Source organism: Diaphorobacter ruginosibacter, from assembly GCF_014395975.1.
Classification (GTDB): domain Bacteria; phylum Pseudomonadota; class Gammaproteobacteria; order Burkholderiales; family Burkholderiaceae_C; genus Diaphorobacter_A; species Diaphorobacter_A ruginosibacter.
Map to the genome: position 1 here is coordinate 251,690 of NZ_CP060714.1, position 16,399 is coordinate 268,088.

The 16,399-nt window shown below is 65.8% G+C and carries 14 protein-coding genes; 8 read left to right on the forward strand and 6 right to left on the reverse strand.

The annotated features are described in order from the left end of the window. Positions 1–91 precede the first annotated feature (91 nt). The 4 genes from H9K76_RS01235 (at position 92) to H9K76_RS01250 (ending at position 4,574) form a co-directional block, all read left to right on the forward strand. Positions 92–772, forward strand: coding sequence for a helix-turn-helix domain-containing protein (locus H9K76_RS01235; RefSeq protein WP_187597805.1), 681 nt, complete (start codon positions 92–94; stop codon positions 770–772). A 78-nt stretch (positions 773–850) separates the two neighbouring features. Further along, positions 851–1,768: a LysR family transcriptional regulator gene (locus H9K76_RS01240; RefSeq protein ID WP_187597806.1), complete on the forward strand. Its 918-nt coding sequence runs from the start codon at positions 851–853 to the stop codon at positions 1,766–1,768. Between the two features lie 142 nt (positions 1,769–1,910). Then, the gene (locus H9K76_RS01245) at positions 1,911–3,584 is read left to right on the forward strand and encodes an FAD-dependent oxidoreductase (protein ID WP_187597807.1); all 1,674 of its coding nucleotides are present in this window, start codon (positions 1,911–1,913) and stop codon (positions 3,582–3,584) included. Between the two features lie 3 nt (positions 3,585–3,587). Then, positions 3,588–4,574: a tripartite tricarboxylate transporter substrate binding protein gene (locus H9K76_RS01250; protein ID WP_246475237.1), complete on the forward strand. Its 987-nt coding sequence runs from the start codon at positions 3,588–3,590 to the stop codon at positions 4,572–4,574. 103 nt (positions 4,575–4,677) lie between these two features. Here the strand turns inward: H9K76_RS01250 and H9K76_RS01255 are convergent, their stop codons facing one another. Together H9K76_RS01255 and H9K76_RS01260 are read right to left on the reverse strand one after the other, a co-directional pair. Then, positions 4,678–5,781 (reverse strand): flavin reductase, encoded by a 1,104-nt coding sequence (locus tag H9K76_RS01255; protein WP_187597808.1) that lies wholly within the window; start codon positions 5,779–5,781, stop codon positions 4,678–4,680. A gap of 66 nt (positions 5,782–5,847) precedes the next feature. Further along, on the reverse strand, positions 5,848–6,801 hold the full coding sequence (locus H9K76_RS01260; RefSeq protein ID WP_187597809.1) for a fumarylacetoacetate hydrolase family protein: 954 nt from the start codon (positions 6,799–6,801) through the stop codon (positions 5,848–5,850). Positions 6,802–6,949: 148 nt separating this feature from the next. Between H9K76_RS01260 and H9K76_RS01265 the strand changes: the two genes are divergently transcribed. After that, positions 6,950–7,735 carry an IclR family transcriptional regulator gene (locus H9K76_RS01265; RefSeq protein ID WP_187597810.1) on the forward strand — a complete coding sequence of 262 codons (786 nt, stop codon included), beginning with the start codon at positions 6,950–6,952 and terminating at the stop codon, positions 7,733–7,735. Positions 7,736–7,940: 205 nt separating this feature from the next. On the opposite strand, the gene H9K76_RS01270 is transcribed toward H9K76_RS01265, so the two are convergent. Further along, complete coding sequence (locus tag H9K76_RS01270; protein ID WP_187597811.1) at positions 7,941–8,681, reverse strand: IclR family transcriptional regulator; 741 nt, start codon at positions 8,679–8,681, stop codon at positions 7,941–7,943. Positions 8,682–8,822: 141 nt separating this feature from the next. Between H9K76_RS01270 and H9K76_RS01275 the strand changes: the two genes are divergently transcribed. Then, positions 8,823–10,298: a 4-hydroxyphenylacetate 3-hydroxylase family protein gene (locus H9K76_RS01275; protein WP_187597812.1), complete on the forward strand. Its 1,476-nt coding sequence runs from the start codon at positions 8,823–8,825 to the stop codon at positions 10,296–10,298. Between the two features lie 14 nt (positions 10,299–10,312). After that, positions 10,313–11,332, forward strand: coding sequence for a DODA-type extradiol aromatic ring-opening family dioxygenase (locus tag H9K76_RS01280; protein ID WP_187597813.1), 1,020 nt, complete (start codon positions 10,313–10,315; stop codon positions 11,330–11,332). A gap of 411 nt (positions 11,333–11,743) precedes the next feature. Here H9K76_RS01280 and H9K76_RS01285 read toward each other — a convergent pair whose 3' ends face one another. Together H9K76_RS01285 and H9K76_RS01290 are read right to left on the reverse strand one after the other, a co-directional pair. Continuing rightward, complete coding sequence (locus H9K76_RS01285; RefSeq protein ID WP_187597814.1) at positions 11,744–12,724, reverse strand: fumarylacetoacetate hydrolase family protein; 981 nt, start codon at positions 12,722–12,724, stop codon at positions 11,744–11,746. A gap of 201 nt (positions 12,725–12,925) precedes the next feature. Beyond that, positions 12,926–13,864, reverse strand: coding sequence for a LysR family transcriptional regulator (locus H9K76_RS01290; RefSeq protein ID WP_187597815.1), 939 nt, complete (start codon positions 13,862–13,864; stop codon positions 12,926–12,928). A 106-nt stretch (positions 13,865–13,970) separates the two neighbouring features. Between H9K76_RS01290 and H9K76_RS01295 the strand changes: the two genes are divergently transcribed. Continuing rightward, positions 13,971–15,191 carry an aromatic ring-hydroxylating dioxygenase subunit alpha gene (locus tag H9K76_RS01295; protein WP_187597816.1) on the forward strand — a complete coding sequence of 407 codons (1,221 nt, stop codon included), beginning with the start codon at positions 13,971–13,973 and terminating at the stop codon, positions 15,189–15,191. Positions 15,192–15,269: 78 nt separating this feature from the next. Here the strand turns inward: H9K76_RS01295 and hisC are convergent, their stop codons facing one another. After that, positions 15,270–16,397: a histidinol-phosphate transaminase gene (hisC, locus tag H9K76_RS01300; protein WP_223196270.1), complete on the reverse strand. Its 1,128-nt coding sequence runs from the start codon at positions 16,395–16,397 to the stop codon at positions 15,270–15,272. Positions 16,398–16,399 lie beyond the last annotated feature (2 nt).

Consider the following 16,399-nt stretch of genomic DNA (forward strand, 5'->3'; position numbering starts at 1 on the left):
AAAGCGGATAGAATTAGACAAAAGTTCTCACCGGGTATAAATTCCGTTATCGCCACTTGCATTGACCGCAGAGTCAACCACTTCACCCTTCATGCTTGACGCGTCACCAGCCCCCATCACCCCTCGCCAACCTCCGGGAGAGGCGATTCGCGCCCTGCGCAAACGCCTCGGACTCACCTTGGGCGAGGTCAGCAAGCGGACGGGGATGAGCGTGTCCACGCTGTCCAAGCTCGAAAAGGGCCATGCGTCGCTTTCCTACGAGAAGCTGCACCTGATTGCGCGTGGCCTGAATGTGGACATGTCGCAGGTCATCGCCCCGGCGGGCAATCATTCGGCAAGTGCCGCATCTCCCCACACCCGCGCAACCGGGCGCCGCACCATCCAGCGCAGCGGCGAGGGGCTGCCGCTGGGCAATCCCAACTACGGGACGACGTATCTGGCCACCGAGCTGCTGAACAAGCGGCTCATTCCCATGATCACCACCATCCAGGCGCGAAGCATCGAGGAATTCCTCAAGGAGTTCGGCGATTTCGTCCGTCACCCCGGTGAAGAATTCAGCTACGTGATCGAGGGCCAGGTGGAATTCCATACCGAGCTCTATGCCCCGGTGGTGCTCAATGCAGGCGACTCGATCTACTTCGATGGAAACATGGGCCATGCCTACCTCGCCGTGGGCGACGTGCCCAGCCGGCTGCTGACGGTCTGCGAGTCCGCTGGCTCGGATCATCCGGGCAAGGCGGATGCACACGAAGCGCGCCCGAGCGCGGACTGACGCCCCCGCACCCCCACCCGTGCCTCGAGCGGGCTTCGCGGTGACCCGGCGGGCAGGGAATGCGCCGAGAATAGCCGGATGACTGAGAACAAGCTTCCATCGCTGCGAGGATTGCCTTCGGTGCGGCAACTGCGCGCCTTCGTCGCGGTCTACCAGAGCGGCCACATCTCGGCGGCGGCGGACATGCTGTCCGTGACCCAGCCCGCCGTTACCGTGCTGCTGCGGGAAATGGAGGAGCGCCTGGGCGTGCGGCTGTTCGACCGGTCCACGCGCGCGTTGCGGCGGACCGAGGCCGCTGCCGAGGCCTACGGCCATGCCATGCGCACGCTCGCCGAGCTCGAGTCCCTGGGGAGGAGCATGGTCGATTTCTCCGCGGGCAGGAAGGGTCGGCTCCGCATCGCGGCCACATCGACCGTGGCGCAGACGCTGCTGCCCTCGATCCTCAGGGAATACACCGCGCTGCACCCCGACGTTCATTTGCTCATCGACGACTGCGCGCCGGGAGAATTTGTCGAGCGGATCATGAGCGAGCGCGTCGATTGCGGCATCGGCACGCTGGAAACCCCCATCCCCGGACTGGAGGAGCAGGTGTTCCGCCACGATCCGCTGGTCGCGGTGGCGCAGGCCAGGTTCTTCGCCTCCGACAGGCCGTTGACATGGAAGCAGCTTGGCGCCTTTCCGATCATCACGGTGAAGGCCGGATACGGCGTGCGGCGGCGCATCGAGCGCGCGGCATCCGAGGCGTGCGTGGCGCTGCGCGTCGAGCACGAGGTGTCCCTGCTCACCACCGCCCTGGCGCTGGCGAGCGGAGGCCTCGGCGTGGCCGTGGTGCCGGGCTCGATTGTTGGCGCGGCCAGCAGCGAGGGGCTGGTCACGCGCCGGATCCTGCGTCCGCTGGTGGAACGCAACACCGCGTTCATCTACAAGCGGGAGCGCACGCTGCCGCCCACCGCGGCAAGCCTGCAGGAGCTGCTGCTGAAGCGCTTGAAGGGATAAATAACCTTTCCTTATTGATCATCGCAATTCCTTCATTTCACTCGTCCGCGATCTTTCGTTTCAATGCCACGCTGAAATGAAGCAACCCCCTGTGGCGTTTTGCAGCGCCCTGGATCACCGGTACGAACTTTGGAGCGATGAGATGAAGGAAGAATTGACGGCCCAGGTCCTGATTGTTGGTGGCGGCCCGGTGGGCCTCACGCTGGCGATGGACCTGGCGCAGCGCGGCATCGACGTGCTGCTGGCGGAGACCCGGGAGCGCGGCGAGCCGCCCAGCGTCAAGTGCAATCACACGTCGGCGCGTTCCATGGAGGTGTTCCGCCGCCTGGGCGTGGCCGAGGCCCTGCGCAACGCCGGATTGCCCGCGGACTACCCCAACGACGTGGCCTACCGCACCACGTTCACGGGCACCGAGCTCTCGCGGATCCCGATTCCCGCGCGCGACGTGCGCTACTCGGCCACCGGCGGGCCCGATACCTGGTGGCCCACGCCCGAGCCTCCGCACCGCATCAACCAGATCTTCCTGGAGCCCGTTCTCTTCGAACATGCGCTCGCCCAGCCGAACCTGCGCATTCTCAACCGCACGCGGATCGACGAGTTCGTCCAGGACGAGCAGGGCGTCACCGCGCAGGCGGTGGACCTGGAATCGGACAGGCGCTTCACCGTCCGCAGCCAGTACATGATCGGCTGCGATGGCGGCAAGTCCGCCGTGCGCAAGGCGATCGGCGCCAAGCTGTCGGGAACCGCCGTCGTCGGCCGCGTGCAGTCCACCTATTTCCGCGCACCGGACCTGTACCAGCGGACCGGCAACCAGCGCGCATGGGCCACCTTCTCCATCAACCCGCGCCGCTCGGGCAACGTGTATGCCATCGACGGGCGCGAGACGTTCCTGCTGCACAACTACCTGAAGTCCGACGAGACGGATTTCGATTCGGTCGACCGCGACTGGGCCATCCGGGAGATCCTGGGCGTCGGAGCCGACTTCCAGTACGAGATCCTGAGCAAGGAGGACTGGGTCGGCCGCCGGCTGGTGGCCGACAAGTTCCGTGACCGCCGCGTGTTCATCTGCGGCGACGCGGCCCACCTCTGGATCCCGATGGCGGGCTATGGCATGAATGCGGGCATTGCCGACGCCATGAACCTGTCCTGGCTGCTGGCGGCGCGCCTGCAGGGCTGGGGCACCGAGGCGATTCTTTCGGCCTACGAGGCCGAGCGCCTGCCCATCACCGAGCAGGTGTCGAACTTCGCCATGAAGCACGCGATCGCCCTGCAGGCCAAACGCGAAGGCGTGCCCGCCCATCTCGAGGACGACGACAGCTGCGGCGAAGCCACGCGCCGGGAGGTGGGGCAATCGCTGTACGACCTGAACGTCAAGCAGTACTGCTGCGGCGGCCTCAACTTCGGCTACTTCTACGACCAGTCGCCCATCATCGCGTACGACGGGACTCCCCAGCCCGGCTACACCATGGACCAGTTCACGCCGTCGACCGTGCCGGGCTGCCGCACGCCGCACGTGTGGCTCGACGACGGCCGTTCGCTGTACGACGCCATGGGCGCCGGCTACACGCTGCTGCGCACCGATCCGGCCGTCTCCACCGCGCCATTGGAGGAGGCAGCCGCCGCCAGAGGCGTGCCGCTGAAGGTGATGGATGTGCAGTCCACGGAGGCCCGTGGCCTGTACCGGCATGCGCTGGTGCTCTCGCGTCCCGACCAGCATGTGGCCTGGCGCGGCATCCGATGCCCCGAGGACTCCCTGGGGCTGATCGACCAGTTGCGCGGTGCGCGCCAGGATGCCGGTGCCGGCGTGGGAGCCTGAGTCATGATGAACCGACGTCAATGGACACTGTCCCTCGCGGCGCTTCCCGCCGCTCTTGCGACAACCCCGATGGCCGCGATGGCCAATGAAGGCAAGCCCGTCACCATCGTCGTGCCCTACGCTGCCGGAGGCACCACCGACATGCTGGGGCGCCTGCTCGCCAAGGAACTGGCACCGCTGCTCAGGCGCACCATCATCGTCGACAACAAGCCCGGCGCGGGCAGCGCGATTGGCGCGGCTTACGTCGCCAAGGCTCCCGCGGATGGCAGCGTGCTGCTGGTGGCGACCAGCACCACGCTGGCCATCAACCCGTCCCTCTACAGGAAGCTCCCCTACGATCCGGCCAGGGACTTCGTGCCGGTCGGAATGATCGGCGCCGTGCCGCTGGCCGTGGTGACGCATGCCTCCGTGCCGGCCCGGACCCTGGAGGAACTGGTGGCGCTTTCCAGGTCCAGGCGGGAAGGCCTGTCCTACGGCTCGGCCGGCAATGGAAGCCCGCAGCACCTGGCGGCGGAAATGCTCAAGGCCGCCACGGGCGCCAGGCTCAACCACGTGCCCTACAAGGGCAGCGCCCTGGCCGTGACGGACCTGCTGGGCCAGCAGATCGACGTGATGTTCAGCGACATCGCGCCGGTGCTGCAGCATGTGAAGAGCGGGCGGCTGCGCGCCCTGGCCGTGACGTCGCCGCGGCGGCAGGCCTCCATGCCCGACGTGCCGGCCGTGGCCGAGTCGGGCATCAAGGGAACGGCCGATTTTGACGCGGTCGCCTGGCAAAGCCTGGTCGCCCCGGCGGGGACGTCCCGGGAGCTTGTCGGCAAGATGGCGGCTGCGCTCTCGAAGGTCATGTCCGAGGCGTCGGTCCGCGCCCAGCTCGCGCGCGACGGGCTGGAACCTGGCAGCATCGCGCCGGAGCAACTGGCCGAGTACATCCGCTCCGAGACGGCGCGCTGGGCCGCTGTCGTGCGGTTTTCGGGCGCCACGGTGGATTGATCGGCACGCTTGTTCGCCGGTTCGCGCGCGCATCCCGGTTCCTCACAAAAGAAACGGCAGGAAGCATGGAGCTCCCTGCCGTTTTTTCTTTTCCTCAAGCAGATCAGCCTGCTGCCATGGCCTCGGCAGGCTGGAAGCGCCTGGTCAACTCGCTGGCCGTGGCCTTCAGCGCACGCAGCGCTTCGGAGTCCGATCCCAGGTCCATCTGGCCGGCCTCACCCAGAATCGTGAGTGCCGCGAGCAGGCTGCCGTCGGTGTGAAAGACGGGAACGCTCGCCGAGGTGACGGACACATTCTCGCGATCCACGAAGCTGGAGACACCGCTCACCAGCGCATTGCCGCTCGCGCGCACTGCCTGCAGGTCTTCTTCCAGCGCCTGCAGCAGGCTGTCGCTCGATGCGCCCTGGGCCAGGGCCTCGGCGCTCAGTACGGGCTCTACGGCGCCCTGGTCGAGCCACGCGGCGAATACGCGCCCGGTGGCCGATTCGCTCACCGGCAGCACAGCACCCGTCCGCAGGTTCATGCTCACCGGCTGGCTCGATGGCTCCCAGTGCACGATCGTCGGGCCGTGTGTTCCCCACACGGCCACGCCGACCGTGACATCCAGGCGGGAGGAGAGATCCACCGCCGCATGCGTGGCGAGGCGAATGGCGTGCAGGCGCGCGCGGTTGTTCTGTGCATCGGCCTTGGACAGGCGCGCATGGTCGTGCGTCTCCGCAACCAGGTACCGGCCGCTGCCGAACACCAGGGGCCGGCTGCCGTTGCACTCCATCCGGTCGATCCTGCCGATGAAGATCATGTGATCGCCGGCCTCGTGCGCGGCATGCCGGCTGCATTCCAGATAGGCAAGGCACCCCTCGATCAGCGGCACGCCGTTCAAGCCCTTGCGGATCGCAATGCCCGAGAACTTGTCCTCGCCGGACTTGGCGAAACGGTTGGAGACGTCGATCTGGTCGCTGGAGAGAATGTTGATCGCAAAGTGCCTGGCATCGCGGTACACCGGATGGCTGAATGCGCGCAGTGCCTGGCTCCACAGCACCAGGGGCGGATCGAGCGAGACCGAGTTGAAGGAGTTCGCCGTCACGCCGTGGTAGTTGCCCTGCGCATCCACCGCCGTGACGACGGTCACTCCGGTCACGAAGCTGGACAGCACCTTGCGCAGCTCGCGCGGGTCGATCGCCAGTGGAAGGTCTGAGGTGTGCGTCATGGTCATGGATCTCGTTGCAAGTGGGCGGGGCACCGCCATGCATCCCCTGCCGGGTGCCCCGGCGGGTCAGCGCTGCTCGATGGTGTTCAGCAGTCGGCCCAGCGACTCGATCTCGACCTCGGTGTTCTTGTACTGGGACAGGAACGTGCCGATGTTGCCCTTGGGGTGGTTCGGCGTTCCCTTCGATGCGGTGCCGCAGTGCACGCAGTCGCCGGGCTCCATGGTGAACCAGATGTTGGCTTCATGAAGCACGCGCTCCACCGGGAAGAAGTAGTTCGCCGTGCTGTCCTCGCAGTACATGTCGCCATCGACATAGCCGCGGATGGCCAGGTTGTTGGGATTGGGCACCTCGTCCTTGGTCGTGATCCACGGGCCCATGGACGCAAAGGTATCCGCGGCCTTGGAGCGTGCGTGGTAGACGAAGTACACGTAGTTGTCCTGGTCGCCGAACTTCTCGCGCCAGGCGAAATGGTGAGGCGCCGTGAACTTCGGATCCATGTTCAGGGCGATGGAGTCTTCGCCGAACTTGATGCCGCTGGCGGTCACGTCGTTGGTCATGGTCCAGCCGAAGATGTGGTCGAGGATCTTTTCCTGCGGCACGTCCTTGGCGAGCTTGCCGAACACGGCGACCGGCTCCGGCTCGGGAATGCAGCGGCCGTGGCGCTCGAGCAGCACGATGGGCTTGTTGTGTCCGGTCAGCGCGGAGCGGCCCTTGGTGAAGAACATGGGCGACTTCATCGGCTTGAACGCGTGCTGGTTCAGGTTCTTGTTGTTGACGGCGCAGCCCAGAATCTTGGAGGCACGGGGATTCGGCGCCATCCAGTCGGCAGCGGACACATCGATCGTGGCGGCAGTGCCTGCGCGGGCCGCGTTGATGGCATTGTTGGCCTTTTCCAGGCCTTCGTTGCCGGAGATGATCAGTGCCTCCATGTCGGGCATGTCAACGGCGACGGCGATATTGCCCTCCACGCGTGCGATCACAGTGGGGGTGCCATTGAGGCGGATGGTTCCAAGTTTCACTCTAAACTCCAGTCACATAAAGCAAGATGGTGTCTCATAATTTAAGACAGAAGGGGTGGCTCACCAATTGGGGCAGTCCCACGGAAAGACTTCGAAGTTATTTCGCAGAGAAGAACAAAATCACTCCACCAACACCGACAATCCATTCATGAGCCCCAGAAAAACCGCCCAGGTCGTGCCGCCTGACGAAACAGAGTTGCCGAGCATCGAGTCGGGTTCCGCCGAGCCGGAAGCCGGCAAGTCCCCCACCGTGCAAAGCGTGGAGGTGGCCGTGCAGGTGCTGGACGGCATTGCCGACAACAACGGCCTCGTGCGCGTGAACGAGCTGGCGCGCCAGCTGGGCATGACCAAGGCCCGCGTGTCGCGCCACATGCAGACGCTGCTCAACCTGGGGCTGGTGGCGCGCAGCCCGCACGAGGGCTACACCTTCGGCTGGAAACTGCTGCAACTGGGGCGTGCCGCGCTGCAGGACAGCACCCTGGTCGATGTCGCCAAGCCGCACATGGTGCGTTTGCGCGACGAGGTGAACCAGACCGTGATCCTCAGCGTGCCCGCCGCCAACGGCTCGGTGGTGCTGGCGTGCGTGGAAAGCCTGGACATCACCCCGGTCACGGTGCGCATCGCCAGCATGCTCGTGCCACCGGCGTCGCCCGCCGGCCGCCTGTCGCTGGCCTATCAACCGGGCCTCGGCAGGCCCGCGAAGAGCCCGCTCAAGCACTGGCCGGGGTTCGGTGCGGAATATGAACTGGATACCGGCCGGGGCTTCGGCGGCGTCGCCGCCCCCGTGCTGGACGACCGCAACAACATGGTCGCGGCCATCTCCATCGTGGCGCCGTCCACCGCACTGCGCCCCAAGCCCGCAGCCTCCCTGGTCGCGGCGCTTGCCCGGTGCACTGCGGGCATCAAGGCTGAGTACATAGGGACAACCCCCTGAGGCGCTGCGCGCCTTCCCCCTTCTCTCGAGCTGCTGCGCAGTTCGGGAAGGGGACGCAGCCTTCGCTGAGGGGCGGCCCTTGCTCGGCTGCTCTGGCAGGGGCCCTGCCAGTTTCATGGAGCGTGCTCATTGCTTCCGTGATGACAACCCTCTGAGGCGCTGTGGGGCGACCCTTGCTCGGCTACCCTGGCCGGAGGGCAGCAGGTTACTGGTCCACACTCTCCTGGATCACCGCCACACAGCGCCGCAGCGCGCCGATCAATTGCGATGACGGTTTCGGCATCAGCAGGCGCGACGACATGACCAGCGACACCAGGCCCAGCACGGAGTCGCCCGAGAGCACCGGTGCGGCAATGCCGCCCAGGCCGGTGCGCTGGGTGTCGATCTCATAGTCCACGCCCAGTTCATGGTAGCGGCTCCAGGACTGCCGGGTCACGTCCTCGTCGCCCCGAGCCGCGGCTTGAAAGCTTCTTGCGAGACGCGCGGCGGGCGAATGCGGATAGCGCAGGGCGGTGCCTGCCTTGACGCTGATGCTCATGGAGGCGCGGCTGCTCTCGAAGCACTGGAGCACGACCGCCCCCTCCTGTGACGGCACGGACCAGGTGACGGTCTGGCCGGTTTCCTCGCACAGGGCCTCGAGCGCGGGCCGGACGATTTCGCCCAGCGTTCTTTCGCGCAGCACATGGTGGGCCATGTGCGTAAGCCGTTCGCCGAACACATACCCCTGCCGTCCCACCTTGCGCGCCAGGCCCATGGACTCCAGGGTGGACAGGTGCCTGCACACGCGGGGCTTGCCCAGCGACAGCCGGAGGGCGATGTCCGTCACGCGCGCCGGCCCCACATGGTGCGCGAGCAGTTCGAGGATCCGCACGGCGGTCTCCACGCTGCGCACGCCGGCATCGTTCGCGGGGCTTTCTTCCTCTTTGTTTCGGTGCGCGAAATTCATGCTTTTGTCTCCGTATGACTTTCCCTATCGGGATTCTTTTTATGAGCCAGTTTTTGCTCATGAAAAGTATCATGGAGCGAAACACAGGCGCGCAATACGTGACAACGCCTATTCCCTAGTTCTTACGAAAAGGATTCATCCATGGGTATCCGTACCGGCAAACAGTTCCTGGAAGGCCTCCGCGACGAGCGCGAGGTTTACATCGACGGCAGGCGCGTCAAGGACGTCACTTCCGACCCCGCATTCCGCGGCGCGGCGCAGACCATTGCAGAGCTGTACGACCTGCAGCACGCCGCGGACACGCAGGACGTGCTGACGCAGGTGGATGCGGCCACCGGTGAGCGGGTCGCACGCTCGCACGTGCTGCCCACGAGCAAGGAGGCCCTGGTGACCCGCGGCCGTGCGCTGCGCCGCACCGCGCAGCACACCTGCGGCCTGCTGGCGCGCACTCCCGACTTCATGAACGTCGGCATCGCCGCGCTGGCCGCGGCGCGGCCCGTGTTCGACGCCAGTCCCGGCGGCCGGAGCTTCGGCGCGAACATCACGGCCTACCACCAGCACGTCATGCGCAACGACCTGACCATGACCCATGTGCAGGTCAATCCGCAGGTGGACCGCTCCAAGCAGGTGTTCGAGCAAAAGCACGACATCGCGCTCAAGGTGGTCAAGGAAACCGATGCCGGCTTCTATGTCAGCGGCAGCCGCTGGGTGGGCACGCTCGCGCAGATTTCCGATGAAGTGGTGGTGATGCCCTCGGTCGTCATCACCAACGACAGCAAGGGGGAGGACTACGCGTTCGCGTTCGCTCTACCCATGGCCACGCCCGGCCTCAAGATGGTGAGCCGTCCCTCCGTGGTGCCCTATGGGGCCGGCCACTACCTGGACAATCCGCTGTCGCAGCAGTTCGACGAAGGCGATGCGGTGCTGATCTTCGAGAACGTCTTCGTGCCATGGGAGCGGACCTTCGTGTACCGTGACCCGGACCTGTGCAACAAGATCTACAAGCTCACCTACCTGGGCGAGCACTACACGCACCAGACGATGTCGCGCACGATTGCCAAGGCCGAGTTCATGGCCGGCCTGGCCGCCTATGTGGCGCGCAGCATCAAGGTCGACATCTTCCCCAACGTGCAGGGCATGCTCGCCGAACTGCTGATCTTCCTGGAGATGCAGCAGGCCTTCGTGGATCGGGCCGAAGCCACCGCCACCGAGACGCCGTTCGGCACCTGGGCTCCCAATCGCTGGCCGCTGCACAGCGCGCAGCTGAACTTCCATGAGCGCTATGCCCGCATGATCGACGTGGTGCGCACCGTGTCGGCGGGCGGCCTGGTCGGTGTGCCCTCGTATGGCGAAACACAGGGCGAGATCGGTGAGCTGGTCGAGCAGTACTTCGCCAGCGCGGGGCAGACCTCCAAGGAACGCATCCAGCTGATGCGACTGGCCGCCGACGCATCGATCTCCGCTTTCGCGGGCCGCCAGGTACTGTATGAGCGCTACTACCAGGGCGACCCGGTGCGCCGCGCCATCGGCTACTACATGGAGTACCCCAAGGAAGAGCTGTTCGGTCGCGTCGACGCGATGCTGGGCCGCTCGTTCGCCAAGGCCAACCTCAAGTAACAGGAGTCACAGACATGGCACGCATTGTCCTTGGCATGGGCCTGGCCCACACGCCGCAGATGCACACTCCGCCCGAGCAGTGGCAGACGCGCATCGAGGCGGATCGCAAGAACCCGGCGCTGTGGTTCCGGGGAAAGTCCTACAAATGGGACGCACTGTGCGCGGAGCGCGCAGGTGAAAACCTCGCCGTGCAGGCCGAGCCCGAGGAGCGCGAGCGCCGCCACGCACGCGCCAACGCCGCGGTGGAGGTGCTGGCCGAGGCATGGGAGAAGGCACGCCCCGATGTGGCGGTGATCATGGGCAACGACCAGCATGAGCTGTTCGTCGAGGACGTCATGCCGGCCTTCACCATCTTCTGGGGCAAGGAAGTGCAGAACATGCCCTCGCGCGACGACCAGGCCGCGCGCAAGCCGCCGGGCATTCACGTCGCGCACCACGGCCATGCGCCACCGCAACTGCTCACGCACCCCGGATGCCCCGAACTCGGGCGGCACATGATCGAGCAGACCATGGTCGACGGCTTCGACGTGGCCCAATCCCAGTGGCTGCGCGAAGCGGACCAGCGCATCAGCTTCAGCACCGGCATGCCGCACGCCTATGGCTTTGTCTACCGCAACGTGATGAAGGACCGCGTGCCGCCGCACGTACCCGTCATCATCAACACCTTCTACGCGCCCAACCAGCCGACGGCGGCGCGCTGCCTTGCGTTGGGGCGCTCGGTCGGCAAGGCGATCCAGAGCTGGGACAAGGACCTGCGCGTGGCCGTGATCGGCTCGGGCGGCCTCAGCCACTTCGTGATCGACGAACAGTTCGACCACGCCTTCATGGATGCCCTGGTCCGGGGCGACCACGAGGCCACGGTGAACCATCCGGAAAGCTGGTTCCAGGCCGGTACGTCCGAATGCAAGAACTGGATCGCCGCGGCGGGCGCGCTCGAAGGATCGGGATTGAAGGCGCGCGTGGTGGACTATGTGCCCTGCTACCGCTCCGAAGGCGGCACGGGAACCGGCGCGGGTTTCGTGCTCTGGTCGTAACCCTCTCCGAATCGCACCAGGAATGACGGCCGGGTGCAGGTGCCCGTGATCCGCTGATCCGCAGATCCGGGTATCTCACCCAAACAAAAGGTTCATCACGCATTGTCGGTATGAGCGCGAGGCTTTCCAAACGACAGCCTGCGCAGCGCGCGCCCTGTATGAACTGTTCGCCACAATGCTGAGACGGCCCCTCAGACGCGACGCAAAGGCGCTGACAGTACAAGCGTACGGCAAGCCTTTGCAACAAAGTATGAGGGGCCATCTCAGCACCTTCATACGAAGACTCTCACCGCGAGCACGGTGTGCCCATTCGTCACACGACCTATAGAACCCGGTATTCCGCGAAGAACCCACGCAAAAGGCCATGCCCCGGGGCATGGCCTTTTGTTTGGGTGGGAAGGAGCCGTGTAGTCAGTGCCTGACCAGGCGGTTGCGCAGCGTGCCTATGCCATCCACCTCGATCTCGACGACGTCGCCTGCGTTGAGGAAGGTGAGCGATTCGTAGCCGCAGCCATTGCCCACGGTGCCCATCGCCAGCACCTCGCCCGGATAGAGGGTCTCGGACTGCGAGAGAAAGCTGATGCTGCGCGCGATGTCGTGCTGCATGCCGCCCGAGACCGAGCGGCTGCGCTCCTCGCCGTTGACGCGCACGCGCATGCCGAGGCTGTAGGGGTCTGCAATTTCATCGCGTGTGACGATCCACGGACCCAGGGCATTGCCGGTGTCGAAATCCTTGCCCTTGGCCGGGCCCATGCGGAACGACACCTCCTGGGATTGCGTGTCGCGCGCGCTGAAGTCGTTGAAGATGGTGTAGCCGAACACGGCATCCATGGCCTCCTCGACCGTGGCGTTCTTGACCTTCTTGCCGATGATGACGGCCAGCTCCATCTCGTAGTCCATGCGGTTGGAGAAGTGCGGCCAGATCACGTCTGCATCGTGGCCCACCACGCTGAAACGGTTGGCCTTGTAGTACAGCGGGCGCTCGTACCAGACCGGTGGAATGGTGAAGATGCCGCTGGCCTGCAGTTTTTCCTCTTCCTTCGCAGGGTCCGCCGCTGCCGATGCGCGCATGCGCATGGACGAGCGCAGCGCCTGCTTGACGTGCAGCTCATAGTTGGCGAAGTCCCTGATCTGCTCGGGCAGCGGCAGCGGGGCCATCAACCGGACTTGGGAAAGAGGCTCGCCCGCGTCGGCGGGTGCGTTGCCGATCAGGGCGCGCACCTCATCAAGTGCCGCCTGACCGCCTCGCAGCAACTGCAGCATGGAGCCCATGTCCGCTGCATGCGCTGCACCTGCGGCCTGCGCCAGGTCCTGAATATCCACTACGTGTCCCGCAGCGGTCAAAGCGCCCAGGCGCTCTCCGCGCGGGGACACAAACGTCAGCAATTTCATGTATGTACCTATCTGCCTGCCAAGGGGTAGGAAGGCCGCTTTCGCTGGAATGTTTCGTGCAAGGAAACAGGGCCTTCGTGGTTTCCGCAGCCCGGGCTCTCCGGATTGTGGATGCTGGCCGCAACGATACGGGGCGCGGGCCGAAGGAGCCATAGGGCGAGCCCGGCAGGCGGACAGGCCCTTTGTTGCGACTGGCGAAATTCAACTGCGGCCCGGCAGCTCCAGCGGATCCGCATCCCCGGGGCACCGCAGCACCTGCCTGCATTGCGAACGCAGCCACTGCAGGGCCGGGTCTGCCTCCGAGCGCAGGCTGGAGCACAGATGCAGCTGGTAGCGCGGCAGCTCGAACGGCAGCGCATGGACGGCCAGCCGGGCGGCGTAGGCCCTCGCGACGCCTTCGGGAAAGATGGCGATGTGGTCGCTCTGCTCCAGCAGGGCCGCGATCTGCGCGAAGCTCGTGAGCGCGACCTGCGGGTAGCGCCGCAGCCGTGCGCGTGCGACGACCTGGTCCACAAGGTCTTCGATCGTTGAGCGCCCGTATCCGAGGACGACCTGGGGCGCCGCGCAAAACTGATTCAGGGTCACCGGTCCGCTCAACAGGCCCGGACGCGCCACCAGCACGTGGCGGCCCTCATGCAGCACTTCGGTTAGCAGGCCCTCGGGCGGCGTGAAGCGCGGCAGGAGGCCCATATCCGCATCTCCGCGCAGCAGCGCGTCGCAGGTGCGGTGATCAGCGGGCTCCCACAGGATGCGGATGCCCGACTGCATGGCCGCGAGCTCCTTGCACAACAGGGGCAACACGCGAGCGCCCATGTTGTCGCTGCCGTGGATGCGGAAGATGCGGTCGGACTGTGCGGGATCGAAATCGCGCCCCGCCGTCAGCAGCTTGCCGATCTCCGACAGGGCGGCCCTGACATGCGGAGCCAGCGCGTGGGCCCGGGCCGTCGGCTCGACCCCATGGGCCATGCGCGTGAACAAGGGATCGCCGAATGCATCGCGCAGGCGCCTGAGCGTCGAGCTCACCGCCGACTGGCTCAGGAACAGCCGCTCCGCGGCGCGGGACACGCTGCGCTCGGCAAGCAGCGCATCGAACGTGCGCAGCATGCCGATGTCCAGGTGACGGATATCGGTGGGAGGCATATCTGATATTGAAACGTTCGGCTGGCGATCGGCATGGGCCGCTTCTATTCTCGGTGCATGCACGGCATGCCGTCGTGCCATCGAAGGATAGAAGACAGGAGACCCCATGACCATGCGTACCATCCCCATCGCTGCCGCAAGTCCGGACACCGGAACGGCCTATGGAAGGCCGGTGCCGACCTATCGCAAGGAACTGACGGAGGTGGGCGCCGGCACGCCCATGGGCGAGTTGCTGCGGCGCTACTGGCATCCGGTCGGCCTCGCGTCCGATGCCACCGGTACCCCTCGCAAGGTGCGCGTGCTGGGGGAGGACCTGATCCTGTTTCGCGACCAGGCGGGCCGCGCGGGACTGCTGCATCCGCACTGCGCGCATCGCGGTGCGTCGCTGTACTACGGCAAGGTGGAGGAGCGCGGCATCCGTTGCTGCTATCACGGCTGGCTGTTCGACGTGCAGGGCCATTGCCTTGAGCAGCCCTGCGAGCCCGGGGGCGGCGGCCACGCGCGCGAACGCATCCGCCAACCGTGGTATCCGGTGCAGGAGCTCTACGGACTGATCTGGGCCTACATGGGACCGCCGGACAGGAAGCCGGTGCTGTCGCGCTATGAATGCCTCGAATCCCTCGACGCCGGCGAAATGCTGGAGTGCAACGACCGCAGCATCGGAGGCGGCGGGCCGCAGATCATCGACTGCAACTGGCTGCAGCACTACGAGAATCTTGTCGACCAGTTCCATGTGATCGTCCTGCACTCGACCTTCAGCGGAACGCAGTTCGTGGACGCCATGGCGCTCATGCCCCAGGTGACCTGGGAGACGACGGAGCTCGGCGTGAAGGCCGTTTCCATCCGGGAAATGCCGGACGGCAGGATCTTCCGGCGCGTCAGCCAGGCGGCGGTGCCCACCCTGCGCGTGATTCCCAGTCCGCGCGTGGGCAAGTACGGCCGCGTGGAATCGCTGGGCTGGATCCTGCCGATCGACGATCATCACTTTCGCATCTATGTGGTGGGTCGCGTGAAGGCACCGGGGGAACTGGCGCAGATGCGCTCGCGCCAGAACGGCAAGCTGTGGGAGGAACTCACCGAGGAGGAACACCGGCAGTCGCCGGGCGACTACGAGGCCATGGTCAGCCAGGGCAGGATCGCCCATCATTCGGAAGAGCATCTGGCGAGCAGCGACCGTGGCGTCGCCATGCTGCGCCGTTATCTGCGCAGGCAGCTGGAGGCGATGGAACGGGGAGAGAATCCGGCGGGCACCGACTTCGATCCCGATGCGGCGCCGGTGTTCTTCGATGCCGGCAACTTCCTCGAAGACCCGCCATCCGCCGCGTGATATCCCGCCAAGGCGTCAGGCTGGCACGCCATGCGGCGGCCGGCCCGAGCCTTGGTCTTTCACGGAGTTAACCGTGCTTCACTTCTTCAGGATCTCTTCCAGGGCCGAGATCAGGATGTCGTTTTCCTCGGGCAGGCCCACCGTCATGCGCAGATGCTGTGCCAGCCCGTAGGGCGCGACCGGGCGCACGATGATCCCGCGCGACAGCAGCTGCTTGTTGATCTCGCCGGCAGGCAGGTTGGCCCCGCTGAAATCGACCAGCACGAAGTTGGCATACGAAGGCACATAGGGCAGGCCCATGCGCTCGAAAGCCGCCGTCAGCTGCTGCTGTCCCGCGCGGTTGGTCTCGTAGGTCCGGGCGACGAACTCGTCGTCGCCGAGGGCGGCTACTGCGGCAGCCTGTGCCAGTGCATTCACGTTGAACACCAGGCGCGTGCGGTTGAGCAGGTCGGCCACGGAAGGATGCGCGACGGCAAAGCCCACGCGCACGCCCGCGAGGCCATAGGCCTTGGAGAAGGTACGCAGCACCACCATGTTCGGGAACTCGTGCTGCAGCGCCATGGAATCCATGCGCTTTTCAGGGGGCAGATACTCGGTGTAGGCCTCGTCCAGGATCACGAGCACGTGCTGGGGAACCTGGGTCATGAAGCCGCGGATCTGCGCTTCGGTGAGCAACGTGCCCGTGGGGTTGTTGGGGTTGGCGACGAACACCAGGCGTGTGCGCTCCGTGATGGCCGCGGCCATCCGGTCCAGGTCGTGGCCGTAGTCCATGGCGGGAACGCTGACGCCCGTGGCGCCCACGCACTTCACCGCCACGGGGTAGGCGATGAACGAATACTGTGAATAGACGGCTTCGCTGCCATTCACCAGGAACGCGCGTGCGCACAGATCCAGCAGTTCGCTGGAGCCGTTGCCCAGCACGATCTGCTCGGGCTGCACGCCGTACCGGTTGCACAGCGCCATCTTCAGGTCATAGCCCGTGGGGTCCGGGTAGATGGCCATCCCCTGCATGACGGCGCTGACGGCCGCGATGGCCTTGGGGCTTGCGCCCAGCGGGTTCTCGTTGGAGGCCAGTTTCGTGATGCTGTCAACGCCCTGTTCGCGCCGCACCTCCGACGAAGGCTTTCCCGGCACATAGGGGGGCAGTCCGCGGATGTACTCGGGTGCGACATCGGCGGGGGTCAAATTCGTGCTGACTGTACTCATAG

What these genes read in the sequence shown, in the direction of transcription:
- H9K76_RS01285 (WP_187597814.1), bottom strand. Translation starts at nt 12,724, where the DNA reads ATGAAATTGCTGACGTTTGTGTCCCCGCGCGGAGAGCGCCTGGGCGCT.
- hisC (WP_223196270.1), bottom strand. Translation starts at nt 16,397, where the DNA reads ATGAGTACAGTCAGCACGAATTTGACCCCCGCCGATGTCGCACCCGAG.
- H9K76_RS01290 (WP_187597815.1), bottom strand. Translation starts at nt 13,864, where the DNA reads ATGCCTCCCACCGATATCCGTCACCTGGACATCGGCATGCTGCGCACG.
- H9K76_RS01295 (WP_187597816.1), top strand. Translation starts at nt 13,971, where the DNA reads ATGACCATGCGTACCATCCCCATCGCTGCCGCAAGTCCGGACACCGGA.
- H9K76_RS01235 (WP_187597805.1), top strand. Translation starts at nt 92, where the DNA reads ATGCTTGACGCGTCACCAGCCCCCATCACCCCTCGCCAACCTCCGGGA.
- H9K76_RS01275 (WP_187597812.1), top strand. Translation starts at nt 8,823, where the DNA reads ATGGGTATCCGTACCGGCAAACAGTTCCTGGAAGGCCTCCGCGACGAG.
- H9K76_RS01250 (WP_246475237.1), top strand. Translation starts at nt 3,588, where the DNA reads ATGATGAACCGACGTCAATGGACACTGTCCCTCGCGGCGCTTCCCGCC.
- H9K76_RS01255 (WP_187597808.1), bottom strand. Translation starts at nt 5,781, where the DNA reads ATGACGCACACCTCAGACCTTCCACTGGCGATCGACCCGCGCGAGCTG.
- H9K76_RS01245 (WP_187597807.1), top strand. Translation starts at nt 1,911, where the DNA reads ATGAAGGAAGAATTGACGGCCCAGGTCCTGATTGTTGGTGGCGGCCCG.
- H9K76_RS01280 (WP_187597813.1), top strand. Translation starts at nt 10,313, where the DNA reads ATGGCACGCATTGTCCTTGGCATGGGCCTGGCCCACACGCCGCAGATG.
- H9K76_RS01270 (WP_187597811.1), bottom strand. Translation starts at nt 8,681, where the DNA reads ATGAATTTCGCGCACCGAAACAAAGAGGAAGAAAGCCCCGCGAACGAT.
- H9K76_RS01240 (WP_187597806.1), top strand. Translation starts at nt 851, where the DNA reads ATGACTGAGAACAAGCTTCCATCGCTGCGAGGATTGCCTTCGGTGCGG.
- H9K76_RS01265 (WP_187597810.1), top strand. Translation starts at nt 6,950, where the DNA reads ATGAGCCCCAGAAAAACCGCCCAGGTCGTGCCGCCTGACGAAACAGAG.